Source organism: Nonomuraea pusilla (assembly GCF_900109355.1).
GTDB classification, from domain to species: domain Bacteria; phylum Actinomycetota; class Actinomycetes; order Streptosporangiales; family Streptosporangiaceae; genus Nonomuraea; species Nonomuraea pusilla.
On the sequence record NZ_FOBF01000012.1, the window covers coordinates 99,571 to 116,770 of the forward strand.

At 72.2% G+C, this 17,200-nt stretch carries 12 protein-coding genes; 9 read left to right on the forward strand and 3 right to left on the reverse strand.

All coding sequences use genetic code 11. From position 1 onward, the window contains the following. Positions 1 to 34 precede the first annotated feature (34 nt). Both BMX74_RS24440 and BMX74_RS24445 read right to left on the reverse strand, forming a co-directional pair. Entirely contained in the window at positions 35 to 1,021 is a 987-nt protein-coding gene (locus BMX74_RS24440) for an acetylxylan esterase (RefSeq protein ID WP_055502821.1), read from the reverse strand. A 69-nt stretch (positions 1,022 to 1,090) separates the two neighbouring features. After that, on the reverse strand, positions 1,091 to 1,921 hold the full coding sequence (locus tag BMX74_RS24445) for an amidohydrolase family protein (protein ID WP_091103047.1): 831 nt from the start codon (positions 1,919 to 1,921) through the stop codon (positions 1,091 to 1,093). Positions 1,922 to 2,139: 218 nt separating this feature from the next. On the opposite strand from BMX74_RS24445, the gene BMX74_RS24450 reads away from it, so the two are divergent. Both BMX74_RS24450 and BMX74_RS24455 read left to right on the forward strand, forming a co-directional pair. Continuing rightward, complete coding sequence (locus tag BMX74_RS24450) at positions 2,140 to 4,059, forward strand: DUF8034 domain-containing protein (protein WP_055503996.1); 1,920 nt, start codon at positions 2,140 to 2,142, stop codon at positions 4,057 to 4,059. Further along, positions 4,056 to 5,015, forward strand: a complete 960-nt coding sequence (locus tag BMX74_RS24455; protein WP_091103048.1) for an aldo/keto reductase — start codon at positions 4,056 to 4,058, stop codon at positions 5,013 to 5,015. The genes BMX74_RS24450 and BMX74_RS24455 overlap by 4 nt, the downstream gene beginning before the upstream one ends. A gap of 107 nt (positions 5,016 to 5,122) precedes the next feature. Here the strand turns inward: BMX74_RS24455 and BMX74_RS24460 are convergent, their stop codons facing one another. Further along, positions 5,123 to 5,953: an RraA family protein gene (locus BMX74_RS24460; protein WP_082534829.1), complete on the reverse strand. Its 831-nt coding sequence runs from the start codon at positions 5,951 to 5,953 to the stop codon at positions 5,123 to 5,125. Positions 5,954 to 6,017: 64 nt separating this feature from the next. On the opposite strand from BMX74_RS24460, the gene BMX74_RS24465 reads away from it, so the two are divergent. The 7 genes from BMX74_RS24465 to BMX74_RS24495 all read left to right on the forward strand — a co-directional run bounded on the left by BMX74_RS24465 (position 6,018) and on the right by BMX74_RS24495 (position 16,623). After that, positions 6,018 to 7,340, forward strand: a complete 1,323-nt coding sequence (locus tag BMX74_RS24465) for an alpha-L-fucosidase (RefSeq protein ID WP_091103051.1) — start codon at positions 6,018 to 6,020, stop codon at positions 7,338 to 7,340. Beyond that, a complete protein-coding gene (locus BMX74_RS24470; protein WP_218154029.1) occupies positions 7,337 to 9,349 on the forward strand; it encodes a heparinase II/III domain-containing protein in 2,013 nt (670 codons plus the stop codon). Before BMX74_RS24465 ends, BMX74_RS24470 begins: the two co-directional genes overlap by 4 nt. 486 nt (positions 9,350 to 9,835) lie before the next feature. Further along, positions 9,836 to 10,966, forward strand: a complete 1,131-nt coding sequence (locus tag BMX74_RS24475) for an ABC transporter substrate-binding protein (RefSeq protein WP_176573328.1) — start codon at positions 9,836 to 9,838, stop codon at positions 10,964 to 10,966. Then, the gene (locus BMX74_RS24480) at positions 10,948 to 11,907 is read left to right on the forward strand and encodes a carbohydrate ABC transporter permease (RefSeq protein WP_201784506.1); all 960 of its coding nucleotides are present in this window, start codon (positions 10,948 to 10,950) and stop codon (positions 11,905 to 11,907) included. Before BMX74_RS24475 ends, BMX74_RS24480 begins: the two co-directional genes overlap by 19 nt. Positions 11,908 to 11,916: 9 nt before the next feature. Continuing rightward, positions 11,917 to 12,801 carry a carbohydrate ABC transporter permease gene (locus tag BMX74_RS24485; protein ID WP_082534826.1) on the forward strand — a complete coding sequence of 295 codons (885 nt, stop codon included), beginning with the start codon at positions 11,917 to 11,919 and terminating at the stop codon, positions 12,799 to 12,801. 100 nt (positions 12,802 to 12,901) lie between these two features. Next, entirely contained in the window at positions 12,902 to 14,878 is a 1,977-nt protein-coding gene (locus BMX74_RS24490) for a right-handed parallel beta-helix repeat-containing protein (protein WP_218154030.1), read from the forward strand. Positions 14,879 to 16,299: 1,421 nt separating this feature from the next. Next, entirely contained in the window at positions 16,300 to 16,623 is a 324-nt protein-coding gene (locus tag BMX74_RS24495; RefSeq protein WP_091103055.1) for a hypothetical protein, read from the forward strand. Positions 16,624 to 17,200 lie beyond the last annotated feature (577 nt).

Genomic DNA, 17,200 nt, shown 5'->3' on the forward strand with positions numbered 1-17,200 from the left:
CCTAGCAGGTATCGATGGACAACACCGGGCGGCTTCACGCCGTCGTCTCCAGTTGCCGCGCGAACCACCCGAGCTTGACGACCTCGTGGTCGGGCCCGCCGCCCTCGTGGTCGTTGAACGGGTACACGCTGATCTGCTTGTGCTCCGGCCGCACACCGCGCAGCGCGCCGTAGTGGTTGAACGCGGCGTACACGGTGGACGGCGGGCAGATGCGGTCCATGAGGCCGACCGAGAACAGCGTCGGCGCCGTCGCCCGGCGCGCCAGCGTGGCGGCGTCGAAGTAGGACAGGGTCCGCATCACGGTCGCCGCGTGCTCGCGGTGCAGCTTCACGAACCTGGTGATCTCCACGTACGGCGGCTGGTCGGTGAAGGTGGCCGCGCGCTGGAAGTGGCACAGGAACGGCACGTCGGGCAGCGCGGCGACGAGGCCGGGAACGAGACCGGCCGCGGCGAGCGCGATGCCGCCGCCCTGGCTGGTGCCGGTGACCGCGACCCTCGACGGGTCGACCGCCGGGTGCGAGCGCACCGCCTCGACCGCCCGTGCCGCGTCGGTGTAGAGGCGGCGGTAGTAGTACCGGTGCGGGTCGAGCACGCCGCGGGTCAGGAAGCCGGGCGCGGCGACGTCGCCGGTCGCCGGGTCGGGGTCGGGCGTGTCGGCGCCCTGGCCCCGGGTGTCCATGACGAAGTGCGCGTACCCGGCGCACGCCCACAGCCGCTTCTCGTGCGGCACGCCGCGGCCGCTGCCGTAGCCCAGGTACTCGACGACGGCCGGCAGCGGGCCGCTCCTGGTCACGGGCAGGTGCAGCCAGCCGCGGACGGGGTGGCCGCCGAAGCCGGCGAACGTGACGTCGAAGGTGTCGATCGTCGCCAGCCCGTTGCGCACCGGCTCCACCGTCAGGCCGAGGTCGAGGACGGAGTTCTCGGCGAGCGTCTTCGCCCAGAACTCGTCGAGGTCCTCCGGCTCGGGCAGGGCCGGCAGGTACGTCTCGAGTTGATCGAGGGGCAGGTCGAAATGGGCCATCAACAACTCCGGACACAGTCAGCGATCATCGCTTATCGATGGGAATCACATCAGGGCGCCCGATCGTTGTCAACCGCGGCCGCCCAGGCCGTACACGCGCTCGGCGGTCGTGCGCGTCACCCGCGCGACCTCGTCCGCGGTCAGGCCGGAGAGCCCGCGCAGCGCCAGCTCCAGCGACTGCCGCCGTGAGCCGCGCGGCAGGCAGATCGGCCAGTCGGACCCGAGCAGGCACCGGTCGGGGCCGAACGCCTCGACCGTGTGGCCGACCAGCTCCGCCACCCGCTCGGGCGGCACCCCGTGCTGCTGGGTGAGCAGCCCGGAGATCTTCATGACCACGTTCGGCAGCCGGGCCGCGCTTCTGACCTGCGCGCGCCAGTCCGAGAGGTCGGAATCCAGGAGGTTGCCCGGGTTGCCGAGGTGGTCCACGACCACCGTCAGGCCCGGGTGCCGTCCGGCGACGGCCGCCGCGGCGGGCAGCGCGTCCGCCAGGAGGTTGAGGTCGAGCGCGAGGCCCAGCTCGGCCAGCACGGGCACGAGCGCCCTGGCCCGCTCGGGCGTCTCCTCCCACGAGGGGCCGCCGAGGCGCATCCCGTCCGGGCGGGCCGGGCCCATGCCCTGGAGCAGGTCGCGCAGGCCGGGCGGGTCCAGGTCGGCGTGGACGTGGAGGTTCCCGACGTGGCCGAGGATCAGCCCGGGGTGACGCAGCCGCAGGTCGCGCAGCAGGTATGTCTCGCCGGCGTCCCCGCGCGACGCCTCGACCAGGACGGTGCCCGTCAGCCCCAGCCCGGCCCCCGACGCGGCCAGGTCGTCCACGGTGAACGCCCGGAAGTGCGGAGAGCCCGGACGGATCCAGGGGAACCCCTCGGCGGGGTTCCAGAGATGGGCATGGCAGTCGATCACGCATCCTCCACGCGCTCGGCAAGTATTGACACGTCTGCCCCCAGGTCAGGAGGATCTTAATCATCGGGTATCGATCAGCGATTGTGAAAGCGGGTGTTGTTCTTCATGGCAGCGAGACTCGGCGGCGGCCCGGCGGCGGGGGCGGCGAAGCGGTGACGGCGTCCGATCAGCCGCGCGTACCGGCCCTGGAGACGACCCGCACGGCCCCGGAGCCGGCGGTGACCCGCCCGGCCCCGCAGCCGCGCGTCCCGGCGCTGGAGGCGACCCGCGTCACCGTGGAGCCGCCCGCCTGGGCCGCGCTGGAACGGGAGCTGTTCGCCGTCCAGGACAAGGCGTGGCGCGTCTTCTCCGACCGGTACACCGAGCGCGACGGCCGCCTGGTCTTCCGCGACTCGCTCGGGCACGGCCTCGACGGCCGCGACGGCGTGGACGACTTCTACGAGGCGTTCTTCAACTGGCCGACGCTCTACCTCCTTGGCGGCAGCGACGACCTCCTCGCCGCCACGCGGCGGCACTGGCGCGGCGTGTCCGCCCAGCTCGCCGAGATGGGCATGCTGATCGACGGCATGGAACGCGGCTACGACTGGTTCCACCAAGGCGAGGGCATGCTGCTGTTCTACGGGCTGTGCCTGGCCGAGCCCGGCGACGCCGAGCTGCGCGGGCTCGCCCGCCGCTTCGCCGATCTCTACCTGCCCGGCGGCCCCAACTACGACCCGGAGCACCGCGTCATCCGCGCCCCGCACAACGGCGCGGGCGGCCCGCGCTGGGGCTTCGCCGACGACGAGGCGTACTTCCCCTGGAGCCTCGCGCTGCGTCCGTACGGGATGCCGCTCGACTGGATCGACGGCTTCACCTCCTTCGACGAGCTGGCCGCCGCGCCCGAGCGGGCCCGCGCGTACGGCCGGGTGATGTGGGACCGGATGGGACGCGGCGACGTCATCGTCAACCTGGCCGCGACCAGCCTCGTCACCAACGCCTACCTCCTCACCGGCGAGCGCCGCTACGCCGACTGGGTGGCCGAGTACGCCGGCGCCTGGCGCGAACGCCTCGACGGCCGCGACGTCGTGCCGGACAACGCCGGCCTCACCGGCGTCGTGGGGGAGTACCTGGAGGGCCGCTGGTACGGCGGGCACTACGGCTGGTCCTGGCCGCACGGCCTGCCGCCCGTCGGCACCGGCGCCATCGTCGGCGCCGCCAACGCCACCCTGCTGACCGGCGACGCGTCCTACCTGGAGCTGGCCCGCAACCCGCTGGACACGGTGCTGCGCCACGCCGAGCGCCGCCGCCCCGCCGACGTGACCACCATCACCAGGCGCTGGCGTCCGCACCTGCGGGGGCTGGAGCAGCAGGAGACGCTCATGGCGCCGATGCGGCGCGGCGACCGCGGCTGGTTCGACTGGAACGTCATGCCGACGCAGTTGCCCGTGTCGCTGTGGCACTTCAGCCGGGACGGCGCCGACCGGGAGCGGATCGACCACCTCAGGGAGGGCTCGAGCTGGGACTGGGCGGCCGTCCACACCCAGCGGACCAAGGAGGAGGCGGGCCACGAGGAGCCCTGGTACGAGTTCCTCGCCGGCCGCAACCCCGGCTTCCCCGAGCGGATGCTGCGCAGCGCCATGGACGCCTGCGCCCAGCGGGTCGAGTCGATCGAGGACGACCGGGTCGACCCGGCCGTCGGCCCCGACGCGTTCGGCATCCACCACTGGCAGGACCGCAACCCGGTGGTCACGGAGGCGCTGCTGCAGCTCACCACCGGCTCGCCGCAGGTGCTCTACAACGGCGGCCTGGCCCAGATGCACGTCCGCTACCACGACGCCGCGCTGCGCCGCCCCGGCCTGCCCGCGGACGTCGCCGCGCTCGTGAGCGACATCCGGCCGGACCACACCGTGGTCGAGCTGGTCAACCTCGGCCAGGAGCCGCGCGAGGTCGTCGTGCAGGCCGGCACGTACGCCGAGCACGTCGTCCACACCGTCCGCGCCGACGACGGGCCGGCCCTGCCGGTCGAGGGACCGTACGTGGCGGTGAGCCTGCCCGGCTCGGCGCAGGTGCGGCTCACGCTGACGATGACGCTCAGGGGCGGGCGGCCCGCCTACGGCACCCCCTGGGAGGCCGTGGACCAGGGGCGGGTGACGGCATGACCGGCCCCGGCACGCACAGGGCGCCCTCCAGGCTCGCGGTCGAGCTGCCGCCCCTCGGCATCGGCACCGCGCCGATCGGCAACCTGTTCGCGGAGGTGAGCGAGCAGGACGCCGCCGCCACCGTGACCGCCGCCGTCCGCGAGGGCATGACGTACTTCGACACCGCCCCGCGCTACGGGCACGGGCTGGCCGAGGAGCGGCTCGGCCGCACCCTGGAGGCGTCCGGCGCCGGTCGTCCCGTGATCTCGACGAAGGCGGGCTGGCTCCTGCGGCCCGCCGCGGGCTCCGAGGAGTCGCGCGTGGACGTCGTGACCGACTGGACCGAGCGCGGCATCCGCGAGTCGCTGGAGTCGAGCCTGCGGCGGCTGCGCCGCTCGTCGGTGGACATCCTGTACCTGCACGACCCGGACGACCACCCCGACGAGGTCCGGCGGACGGCCTACCCGGCGGCGCGCAGGCTGCGCGACGAGGGGCTGGTCAAGGCCATCGGCTTCGGGATGAACCACAGCGGCCCGCTCGCCGCGCACGTGGCGGAGTACGAGCCGGACGCCGTCCTCGTCGCGGGGCGGTTCACCCTGCTCGACCACGAGGCGCTGGGGACCCTGCTGCCGCTGTGCCTCAAAACGGGCACGGCGGTGGTCGTCGGCGGCGTGTTCAACACCGGGCTGCTGGCCGACCCCCGCCCGGACGCGATGTTCAACTACCGTCCGGTGCCCGGCGAGGCGCTCGCCCGGGCCCAGAGGTGCAGGGAGATCTGCGCCGGGTTCGGGGTGCCGCTCACGGCGGCGGCGATCCGGTTCCCGTTCCTGCACCCGGCCGTCCGGTCCGTCGTCCTCGGCTGCCGGTCGGAGGCGGAGGTGACGGGGAACGCCGAGTCGTTCCGCGTGAGCGTGCCTGACGAGCTGTGGGAACGGCTGGCCGAGGCCGGGTTCGTCCCGCCGGAGCTGCTGGCCTGACGGTCCTCCAGGACGCGGAAGAACCCCGCCGGGCACGCTCCCGGCGGGGTTCTCGTCCGTTAGGGGTCAGGGCCGGAGCACCGCCGCCCTGACCGTCGGGTCCTGGGTCAGAGCGCGGCGGCCTGCTCGTCGCCGCCCGCGCGGGCGGCCAGGTACTCGTCGAGGCCGGCCCCGGTCAGCGGGTAGTAGTCGGACAGCCGGCCGCCCTCGTCGAGGCGGCGGCGGGCGAACGCCTCGCGGTCCTGGTGCCGCAGGGCGTCCTCGGCCACGGCGACGGCGCTCTTCTGCGGCACGACGACCGCGCCGTCCTCGTCGGCCACGATGATGTCGCCCGGCGTCACCAGCACGCCGCCCACCCCCACGGGGACGTTGAACGCCGACGGCCACAGCTCGGTCTGCGACGCGTAGTGCGGGGTCACCCCCGTGCACCAGATGGGCACGCCGAGCGCGCGCACGCGCGCCGCGTCGCGCACCCGGCCGTCCACGACGATGCCGGCGCCGCCGCGCAGCTTGAAGTAGCGGACGAGCATGTCGCCGAGGCAGCCGGTGAAGTGGCTGGCCTGGGCCGACACGACGAGCACGTCGCCCGGCCTGATCGACTCCAGCACCCCCCACAGCGCCGTCTTGCGCTCGGCGTCCTCCTGTTCGGTGCCGGAGAAGACGTCCTCGCGGCGGGGCAGGAACTGCAGCGTCACGGCGCCGCCGGTGACGTGCACGTCGGGCGTCCTGTGCAGCGGCACGGGACCGTCGATGAAGGTGCGCGTGATGCCCATCTGGTGGAGCTTCGCGCACGCGGTGGCGGCGCTGACCTCGCCGAGAGCCTCGATCATGCCGGCCGTCGGCCGGACGAAGGACGAGGTGTGCACCGGCGCGAGCATCGACTCGTACGTCTCCGTGCCCCCGGTCGCCGGCGCTTCCCCATGTCCAGTCGCGTTCATTCCCCATGCCTCTCAGCGCAACAGCAGTGACATTATCGCCTATCGATGATAGATGTAACTGCCGATCGACGAGGGCTGTCAACCTCGGGAGGAGACTTCAGTGTCAGCGGCATCCAGCGAGTGGTTCGCGGCAGCGCGGTTCGGCATGTTCGTCCACTTCGGCCTCTACAGTCTCGCCGCCAGGCACGAATGGGTGCGCAGCCGCGAGACCATGTCCGACGAGCAGTACGACCGCTACCTGGAGCAGTTCGACCCCGACCTGTTCGACGCGGGGCGGCTGGCCAGGGCCGCCCGCGAGGCCGGCATGCGCTACGCCGTCCTGACCGCCAAGCACCACGACGGGTTCTGCCTCTTCGACTCGAAGCTGACCGGCTACACCTCCGCCCGCGCGACCGGCAGGGACCTCGTGGCGGAGTTCGCCGAGGCCATGCGCGCCGAGGGCCTGCGCGTCGGCCTGTACTACTCGCTGCTCGACTGGCGCCACCCCGACTTCACCGTCGACCGCTTCCACCCGCTGCGCGACAGCGCGCCCCCCGACGTGAACGCCACCAGGGACATGGCCCGCTACCGCGCCTACATGCGGGGCCAGGTGCGCGAGCTGCTCACCGGGTACGGCCCGATCGACCTGCTCTTCTTCGACTTCACCTACCCGCCCGCCCCCGACGGGCGCCCGGGGAAGGGGCCGGAGGAGTGGGGCGCGGACGAGCTCATGAGGACCGTCCGCGAGCTGCGGCCGGGCATCCTCGTCAACGACCGCCTCGGCATCCCGGGCGACTACGTGACACCCGAGCAGTACCAGCCCGACCAGCCGCTCACCCGCGACGGCGCCGAGGTCATGTGGGAGGCGTGCCACACGCTCAACGGCTCGTGGGGCTACGACCGCGACAACCACGACTACAAGGACCCCGCGCTGCTCGTGCGGATGCTCGTCCAGTCGGTCGCCTGCGGCGGCAACCTGCTGCTCAACGTCGGCCCCACCGGGCGCGGCGCGCTCGACCCCCGCGCCCGCGGCACCCTGAGCGCCATCGCCGCCTGGATGGAGCTGCACGAGCGCGCCGTCCACGGCGCCGGGCCGAGCCGGTTCCAGCCGCCGCCCAACGCCCTCTACACCCAGCGCGGCCGGCGCCTCTACCTCCACCTGCTCGCCTGGCCGCTCAAGCACGTCCACCTGCCCGGCCTCGCCGGTCGCGTCCGGTACGCGCAACTCCTCCACGACGGGTCGGAGGTACGCGTCCAGCAGCTCGACGGCGGCCTGCACGAGCACAACAACCTCGCGCCTCCCGGCCGGCCCGCGGGCACGCTCACGCTGACCCTTCCCGTGTCGGCGCCCGACGTGCTGCTTCCCGTCATCGAGCTGGTGTTGGAGGAAGAGGAGGAGCACCGGTGACCGGGCCCGCCCCCGCCCCGCACTCCACCCCCGCGTCGGGGGACACGGGTGCGTCCCTGCGGGTCAGGCTGGGGCCCGTGCTGGAGCGGCGTGGGGCGCTCGCCCGCCTGCTCGCCGACCCCGCCGCCGGGATCGGCGTCCCCGACGTGACCGGCCGGTCCGTGTGGGACGCGGTGCCCGCGGCCGAGCGGGACGCCGTCCTGTCCGCCGCCGCGGACGAGCTGACCCGTCCCGCCCCGCAACCGCTCGCCTCCGACTGGGCGCGCGCCTTCCGCGACGGCGCGCGCACCGTCCACGAGGACAAGGTGCGGCGGCTGCGCGAGCGGGTGAACGTCCTGGCGCTCGCCGCCGTGCTCACCGGCGAGACGGCCCCCGCGACCGCCCCGCCCGGCGCCTGCCCCCACCTCGACGCCGCCGTGGACGGGCTGACGCTGCTCGCCGAGTCGAGCACCTGGTGCTGGGCCCCGCACGACCGCGGGGCGGCGGCCAGGGGCGAGGTCGTGCCCGACCCCCGCGAGCCCTTCCTCGACCTGGGCGCCGCCGAGGTCGCGTCGCTGTTCGCGTGGGCCTGCCACGCCCTGGGGCCGCACCTCGACGTCCGGGCGCCCGGCCTGCGCCGCCGCCTGGAGCGCGAGGTGGACGCCCGCGTGCTCACCCCGTTCGAGCGGGTGCGCGACTGGCAATGGATCGGCCTGACCGGCGACGCCAACAACTGGAACCCGTGGATCCACGGCGCGGTCCTCGCGGCGGCGCTCCTGCTCCGCCACGACCGGCGGCGGCGTGCCCGCCTGGTCCGGCTGGTGATCGAGGGCCTCGACCGCTACCTCGCCTGCCTGCCCGACGACGGCGGCATCGACGAGGGCATCGCCTACTGGTGGCAGGGCGCCTGCAAGCTCCTGGAGGCGCTGGACCTGCTGGCCGGCGCGGGCGGCCCGGCCCTCGACGCCAGGGACCTGCCCGTGCTGCCCGCCGTGCTCGCCTACCCGCAGCGGGTGCACCTCGGCGGCGACTGGTACGTCAACACCGGCGACGCCCCCGCCCGGCTGCCCGGCGAGCGGCCCTGGCAGGTGCCGTTCCGTTGGGGACGGCTCCTCGGGCGGCCGGCCACGGCGGCGTACGCGGTGGCAGGAGCCCGCGCGGCGGGCGGGGCCGCGCATCCCGGGGCCGGGCTGGGGTCCGCGCTGGCGGCCCTGGCGGACCGGCGGTGGTGCCACGAGGTCGCGTCCCCTCCGGAGCCGGAGGAGCAGGGCCCCTGGCTGGCCCGCGAGACCTGGCTGCCGCGCATCCAGCTCCTGGTGGCGCGCGAGCGGGCGGGGAGCCCGCGCGGGCTGGCCGTCGCCGTCAAGGCGGGGCACAACGGCGAGCACCACAACCACCTGGACGTGGGCTCCTACTGGGTGGCGCTGGACGGCAGGCCGATCGTCGTGGACGTCGGCCAGCCCACGTACACGACGGCGACCTTCGGCCCCCGCCGCTACGACGAGTGGCCCTTCCAGAGCGCCTGGCACAACGTGCCGGAGCCGGGGGCCGGGCAGCGGCCCGGCGCGGGCCACGCGGCGCGGGACGTCGCCGTGGAGCTGGGCGAGCGCGTGGCGGGCCTGCGCGCCGACCTCGCCGGCGCCTACCCGCGCGGGCTGCTGGAGCGCTGGGAACGGTCCGTCCGCCTGGTGCGCGACGGCGCGGAGCCCCGCGTCGTCGTGGAGGACGAGTGGGACGGGCGCCCGGAGTCCGTGGCGCTGCGCCACGTGCTCTCCGGCGACGTCGCGTACGGCGACGGCTGGGCGGTCGTCACCGTGGACGGCGGGCGGCGGCTGGCGGCGCGCTGGGAGCCGGGGGCCGCCGTGGCGGCCGTGGACCACAGGGAGCTGGACGACGCCCGGCTGCGGCGGAGCTGGGGCGGGCGGCTGACCCGTCTGACGCTCACGCTCACAGCCCGGACGGTGGCCGGCGGCCGGTTCGCCGTCACCTGGTCGGAGAGCCGCGACGGTTACTCACCGGATGACTCTTGATCCTGTGAGTCGTGCCACATAAAATCACCTATCGATAGACGATGAACGCCAGGGATGGTGGTCGATGCGGACCGGCAGCCGTTCGGCGTACCTCCCTGTCAGAGCGTCAGACGGCGACCCGCCATCATGGTCGCCGGTGAACCCGCGGACCGGCGTCCGGCCCGCACCGGGACACCGCCGGACCCGCGCGTCCGGCCCGGCACCCGCCCCCGCCCACGAGGCGCACCGGGGGGCGGGCGCCGTGACAGGAGCCCGAGGGCGGCCGGCCCGCACGCGGGCGGCTCCGAGCGCGACAGCCCATGCCCGACGACTTCGCGATCACTCACACGTACCGATCACTCACGACAATTCACTGGAGCGTGCAGCACAATGGGAACACTCTGGCGCCGGGCCTGCACTGCCGCCCTCGCGGCGACGACGTTAGTGGCGACGGCCACCGCCTGCGGCGGCGGCTCGGAGGAGTCCTCCGGTAGCACGACCCTGCGGATGATCGTCAACATCACGCCGAACCTGACGGAGCAGTACTGGAAGGGCCTGTTCGCCAAGTACGAGCAGAGCCACCCCGGCGTGAAGGTCAACCTGGAGCTGACCGGCACGATCTCCGCGACCGCGAAGCTCACCCAGGACCTCGCCGCGGGCGACCCGCCGGACGTCGCGCAGCAGATCACGCCGACGAAGGACAACGCCACCCTGTTCGCCGACCTCACCGGCGAGGCGTGGACGGCCGAGACCCCCCTCGCCGACCAGTACGCCATCGACGGCAAGCGCTACCTCGTCGGCGTCGGCTCGCAGATCCAGTCGCTCGTCTTCTACAACAAGGCCGCCTTCGCCAAGGCGGGCCTCGACGCGACCGGCATCAAGACGCTCGACCAGTTCCAGGACGCCATGGCCAAGCTCAAGGCCGCCGGCTACACGCCGCTGCAGACCGCGGGGCAGTGGGTGCCGGGCGCGCAGTTCTCGTTGCTCGCCGACTCCGGCGTCATGACCGAGGACCCCGACTGGATCCTCAAGCGCAAGGACAACCAGGTCACCTTCGCCGGCAGCGGATACGTCAAGTACTTCGAGCGCTACAAGGGCTGGATCGACCAGGGCTACCTCGACAAGAGCTCCCTCGGCGTCACCTACGCCGACGGGCAGACGGCGTTCCTCGACGGCAAGTCCGCGATGTACATCATGGGGTCGTTCTTCGTGCCCGCCGCCGACGCCGCCAAGAAGAGCGACGAGATCGGCGTGTTCACCATGCCGAGCGACGGCGCCCACCCGACCGGCCAGGTCGGCAACATCGCCAACTCGTACGTCGTCGTCAACCAGTCCAAGCACAAGGCCGCCGCGATCGACCTGGTGAAGTGGCTCGTCACCGACCCCGCCGCCATCGAGAGCCAGCTCGCCGCCGACGGCAACCTGCGCAAGGGCTTCACCTACAAGATGTCCAGCCTCGGCACCGAGGTGCAGAAGATCCTGGACGCCGCGCCGTCCCTCATCGTCAGGTCGGGCCCGCGCCAGCCCATCGACGGCTACTCGGGTGAGCTGAACACGCAGGTCCAGTCCCTGTTCACCGGCGCCACGGCCGCGAAGGTCGCCGAGAGTCTGGACAAGTGGTGGAACTCGCAGAGATGACCCAGCGGACCCGGCCGGCTCCCCAGCCGGCCGGACCCCGGCGCGGCGAGGCCCGCGCCCGGCGGCTGGCCAGGTACCGGGAGGGCGCGGTCACGTTCGCGCTCGTCGCGCCGTCCGTGGCGCTCTACACCGTCATGACCGTCGTGCCGGTGGGCGTCGCGATCTACATCAGCCTCACCGACTGGAACGGCTTCTCCGAGGCCATGTTCGTCGGGCTCGACAACTACTGGCACCTGTTCGACGACCCGAACTCGACCAGCGCCTGGTACGTGACCGCCATCGTCGCCGTCACCGGCACCGTCCTCATGATCGGCGGCGGTCTGGCGTACGCGCTGCTGCTCAAGGAGCGCTCGCGGACGAACTCGTTCTTCCGCACCCTCGCGTACTACCCGCACGTCATCAGCGCGCTGATCCTCGGCTACCTGTGGGCGGCCATCCTCGGCACGAACGGCGCCATCAACAGCACGCTCAAGCAGTTCGGCATCGGCCCCGTCGGCTTCCTGTTCGAGGAGAACCTCGCCCTGATCACGCTGATCGGGGTGATCGTGTGGGCCGGCTTCGGGTTCAACGTGGTGCTGTTCGTCGCGGCGCTGCAGACGGTCCCGGCCGAACTCCTCGAAGCCGCCGCGATCGACGGCGCCACCAAGCGCCAGATCAACCTGCGCGTGGTGATCCCCATGATCGCCCCGGTGGTGACCGTCGCGACCGTGCTCAACCTCATCGGGCTGATCAGGACGTACGACCTGGTCGTCAGCCTCACCGGCGGAGGGCCGGCGGGCGCCACCCAGACGTACTCGTTCGTCATCCTCGCCCGGTCCTTCGAGGGGACGAAGGTCGGCTACGCGACCGCGCAGGCCGTGTTCCTCATGGTCGTGTCCGCCGTCCTCGCCCTCCTGGTCACCGCGATGCGCAACCGGCAAGACCGGGCCGCGACGAGTTAGGAGCCGGTGATGGTCGTACACGCGGAAACCGAACGCGGGCGCACGGCGGCGCGCGAGCCGCGCCGCCCCCGGCGGCCGGTGGTGCGCCCGGTCATGCTGGCCCTGCTCTTCCTGGCCATGACCGTGCCCATCTACCTGCTGGTGGTCAACAGCTTCAAGACGCAGGAGGACATCCTCGGCAGCCCGTTCTCGCTGCCCCTGGGCAATCTGACGCTCGAGTACCTCGGCAACGCCGTCAGCAGCCCCCAGTACAACGTGATCGGCGGCTACGGGTTCACCCTGTTCCTCGTCGTCGTCGTGGACATCCTGTGCATCGTCATGGCGGGACCCGCCGCCTACGCGATCGCGCGCAGCCTCAAGCGGCGCACCCAGCTGCTGCTGCTGTACTTCCTCGCCGGCACGTTCATCCCGGGCGCGGCCCTGATCATCCCGGTGATCTACGTGCTGCGCTCCGTCGGCCTGGCCAACACCGTGACCGGCCTGGTGGCGCACGACGTCGCCTCGACGCTCCCGGTGAGCATCTTCCTGTTCGTCGGGTTCATCAGGACGATCCCGCCGGCGATCGACCAGGCGGCGATGATCGACGGCGCCGGGAGGCTGCGTACCTTCTGGACGATCATCTTCCCGCTGATGCGGCCCGCCGTCGTGACCGTGCTGATCCTCAACTCCATCGGCATCTGGAACGACTTCGTCAGCCCGCAGATCCTGCTCAGCCCCGGCTCGGGGCGGTACACGGTGACGACGGCGATCTACGCGGGGATCAGCCAGTACTCCACGGACCTGACGAAGGTCTTCCCGAACCTGCTGCTCGCCGTGGCGCCGGTGATCATCTTCTTCGTCTACATGCAGCGCCACATCATCAGCGGCCTGACGGTCGGCGCGGTCAAGGGCTGAACCGCCCCCACGCCACGGCGCCGCCCCCAGGTGGCCGCGCCGTCAGGCCGTCATGCCTTCAGCCACACATCCGTCATGGACGGAAGAGGGAGGAAATGAAGTGTTAGGTAACTGGCGGCCGGTCGCGGCCGTGCTGATCGCGTCGGTGTGCGGCGTCGCCGCGGCCGTCCCCCCGGCCGCCGCCGACACCGCCGACGGGGCCGACGGCGGCGCCACCTACTACGTCGCGCCCTGGGGCAGGGAGTCGTCCAACGGGCGCTCCACCGTGGCGCCGTACCGCCACATCCAGCAGTGCGCCGACGTCATGGTGCCCGGCGACACCTGCCTCATCATGGGAGGCACCTACGAGGAAACCGTCGTGCCCGCCCGCTCGGGCACCGAGGGCAAACCCATCACCTACCGGGCCTTCCCCGGCGCGAAAGTGACGCTGAGCGGTACGACCCGGCTGCGCGGCTGGGCCCGCCTCACCGGCGACGACGTGCAGCGCATCGCCCAGACCGACCCGTACGCGCTCGACTCGCCCTTCAGCCAGGCCGTCGAGGCGGGCCACGTCTACAGCACCGCCGCCGACCTCGGAACCGACGTCACCACCGTGCAGACGTTCACCGACAAGAAGATGAACATCGAGGCCCAGTGGCCGTACCCCGGCCTCGACCTGCTCGACCCGGCGGTGCAGTACGCCGCCGCCGGCAGCGCGGCCGCCACCATCGTCGACCCCGCGCTGACCCGCCCCGCCGGGTACTGGAACGGCGCCCGCGCCCAGACGAACTACTGGTTCATCACCGCCACCGGCACCGTGAAGAGCTCCGAGGTCGGCTCCGTCACCCTCGACGTGGCGCCGCCCTGCAGCCACAAGATCGTGCCCAAGGACACCCGCTACGCGCTCTCCGGCAAGATCGGCGAGCTCGCGCACCCCGGCACCTGGTTCTACGACCCCGCCGGCAAGCGCCTCTACCTCTACAGCGAGGACAACCCCAACCTGCACGTCATCGAGGCCAAGACCCGCAAGCTCGCCTTCGACCTGCGCAACGTCGGCCACACCACGATCGCCGGGGTCAACCTGTTCGCCTCCACCATCGAGACCGGCGTGGGCAGCAGCCACGTCGTCATCGACGGGATCACCGCCAAGTACCTCTCCCACTACACCGACATCACCCGCGGCGCCGCCGACTGCGGCTCGACCGTGACCCGCGGCGTCGCCGACACCGGCATCGTCGTCAACGGCACCGACAACCAGGTCGTCAACAGCGACCTGTCGCTCAGCGCCGGCAACGGCATCGCGCTGCGCGGACAGCGCAACACCGTCTCCAACAACGTCATCCACGACGTCAACTACCTCGGCACCTACGCCGCCCCCGTCGCCGTGCAGGGCAACAGCCAGACCATCACGCACAACACCATGTACCGGGTCGGCCGCAGCGGCATCAACCTGCAGTGGGACACCGCCATCGGCGGCACCCCCGGCCCCGACCACATCGCGTACAACGACATCTCCGACTACGCGCGCCTGAGCCTCGACACCGCGGCGATCTACACCTGCTGCGGCTCCGACATGCTCGGCACCCAGATCCACCACAACGTCCTGCACGACCCCACGCCGAAGAAGGGCGCCACGTCGTTCGGGGTCACCGGCGTCTACGCCGACAACGGCCAGAGCAACATCGTCATCGCCAACAACGTCGGCTGGGGCAACCCCGAGGGCACCGTCATGCTGAACGGCCTCGGCGGCGGCTCCAAGAACAACGGCGTCTACAACAACACCGGCGGCATGACGATGTTCTACGTCAAGGAGCCGGGCAACTCGACCGGCACCAAGGTCTACAACAACATCGGCCCCATCCGCGGCATCAAGGACGCCACCAACGGCGGCATGGTGCTGTCCAACAACCTGCCCGACGGCGTCGACCCGCTGTTCGTGGACGCCGCCAAGCACGACTACCGCCTGTCGGAGCCCTCACCCGCCCGCAACGCGGCGATCCCGCTGCCCGGCGTCAACGACGGCTCGACCGACCCCGTCCCCAGCCTCGGCGCCTACCAGTACGGCGCCCCGAAGTGGGAAGCCGGCGCCACCCGCTGACCCCCTCAAGACCACCCAACCACAACCACCCCTCCGAAGGACCACCCCTCCGAGGAACCACCTCTTCGAAGGACCACCTCTTCGTGGGATCGCCCCTTGTGGCGACCACCCTTTGAGGGACGACCCTTGAGGCGACCAGTTCTCTGGCGGACCACCCCGCATGGTGGCCACCTCTTCGAGGCGGCCACCACCTGGGGCGGCCACTACCCGGGGAAGCCACTACCGGGGGCGGCCACCATGCGGTGCGGCCACCACCCGAGGTGGGCATTACCCGGGGCGGCCACCATGCGGGGCGGGCACTGCCCGGGGAACACACCGACACTTGGGGTGGACACCACCGGACCGGTGCACCACCCGGCCGCGCACCGACACCCGGCAATCTGCGCCGCGCCCGAGCCACCCCGGCCCGGGCGCGGCGTCTTTCTCGCCGCCTGGAGTGTGCACGCCCTGATGTGCGCATTTCCTGGGGCGGGCGGGGGTGGTGTGCGTCGTGTCCGTGTCGCCCTGGCCCGGGTGCGGCGTCTTTCTTGTCGTCTGGGTGTGCACGCGCTGATGTGCGCATTTCCTGGGGCGGGCGGGGGTGGTGTGCGTCGTGTCCGTGTCGCCCTGGCCCGGGTGCGGCGTCTTTCTTGTCGTCTGGGTGTGCACGCGCTGATGTGCGCATTTCCTGGGGCGGGCGGGGGTGGTGTGCGTCGTGTCCGTGTCGCCCTGGCCCGGGTGCGGCGCTTTCTTGTCGTCTGGGGTGTGCACGCCCTGATGTGCGCATTTCCTGGGGCGGGCACGGGCGGTGTCCGCCGTGTCCGTGCTGCCCTGGCCCGGGTGCGGCGCTTTTCTTGTCCTCTGGGTGTGGAGGTCCTGGTGCGTGCGCCTTCTGCGGTGAGTACTGGTACGACTGGCGGTCTGCGCCGCGTCTGAGCCCCCGGCGTGGGCTCGGCGTCCTTTGCCACCGTGGGTGTCGAGCCCCGGGGGAGTGTGCGCCCAAGGGGATGTGCGCCCAGACAAGGCGCACCGACGTGAGCGTGAGGATGATCTCGGTGGCGCGTCTGGTGAGGTGGCCATTCCGCAACGTCAGCACCGCATCCGGTTCGGCCGTGGACGACTGTCCGCAGATCCAAGTCCTGCGAAGAAGCGCGCCGACTACCGTGGCGCCGTCCCGGCAGTAGCGGCGCCTGCGACGCCCGCCCTCGGCCGGTCGTCCTCGGCGGCCTGCAGGTCGGGGTCAGCGGTGGGGAGGCGACAGCCGGGCGTCACCGTACCGATGGGCCTCGCCTCCCAGGCCGGACGCGGTACTCGGTCTCGCTGTCGTCGAACCCTGTTACGGCCCAGCCAGCCATGGCCCAGTGGACCCGACGACTCCATCTGGATCCACCGGGCGTGCAGATGTCCCTGGCATCCGGTAAGCGGTCAGGCTTCAGCCGCTGGTGTCGTCCGAGGAGTCGCGGCCGACGTTCGGCTCCGAGCCGGCTGTGTCGCCGTCCGAGCCCACCGCGGGCGTTCTGCGTCGTGTTGGCGAAGCGCAGCTTCTTGGCGTTGCCACCGATGGTTCCAGCAGGCGTCGGACCCGCGCCACGACCTGGTGGCCTGCCGCCGACGCCGACGCCGACGCCGACGCCGACGCTGCGCGGCGTCGTGGCCGCCGGGCGGTTGCCGACGGCACGCTGGCCGACGGCACGCTGGCCGAAGGCACGCTGGCCGAAGGCACGCTGGCCGACGGCACGCTGGCCTTCGCCGCCCGCCACGCGTAGCTCGACGGCCGTGGTATCTCGCCGCTCCCGTGCCGTTCCCGGAACGGAGTTCAGCATGGCATGATCCGTTGGGGCCGAGCTGGACGTGAAGGGGACTTTCGCATGAGTGCCAGGGCGTTGGCGTTCGCGGCTTTCCTGCTGATCGGCTCGGGTGCTCTCACCGGCCTGCTCCCGGTCACCTCGGGCGGAGAAGGATGCGGGTCGGCTTTCGTCCAGGCCATGCCCGGCGAGTCTCCTTCCCCATTCGCCACCTTGGTGGAACAGAACAGCGCGGTGGGATGCGTGGACGTTCGTAACCTCGTGAGGATTCCAGCGATAGTCCTCATGGCGGCCGGTGGTGCCACTCTTTGTGCCGCGGGTGCGGCTCGTTGGCGTATCAGTCTGGCCAGAGGCTAGGAGGTCCCGCTGGGTGCGCCCCCTCCGGGATGTCGCGGCGCAGGTGGGCGAGGCGGTGGTGACGCTCGGGGTCGTTGCAGGAGGAGCCGGCGCGGCGGCTGACCGGGAGCGGCAGCGGATCGCTGAGCTTCACGAGCAGTGGGCCGCGGAGTGGGCGCGGCTGGACGTCGAGAAGGTCGAC

Excerpts from the sequence above, each read along its gene's own strand:
- BMX74_RS24460 (WP_082534829.1), bottom strand. The coding sequence starts at position 5,953 with ATGAACGCGACTGGACATGGGGAAGCGCCGGCGACCGGGGGCACGGAG.
- BMX74_RS24455 (WP_091103048.1), top strand. The coding sequence starts at position 4,056 with ATGACCGGCCCCGGCACGCACAGGGCGCCCTCCAGGCTCGCGGTCGAG.
- BMX74_RS24485 (WP_082534826.1), top strand. The coding sequence starts at position 11,917 with ATGGTCGTACACGCGGAAACCGAACGCGGGCGCACGGCGGCGCGCGAG.
- BMX74_RS24440 (WP_055502821.1), bottom strand. The coding sequence starts at position 1,021 with ATGGCCCATTTCGACCTGCCCCTCGATCAACTCGAGACGTACCTGCCG.
- BMX74_RS24475 (WP_176573328.1), top strand. The coding sequence starts at position 9,836 with ATGATCGTCAACATCACGCCGAACCTGACGGAGCAGTACTGGAAGGGC.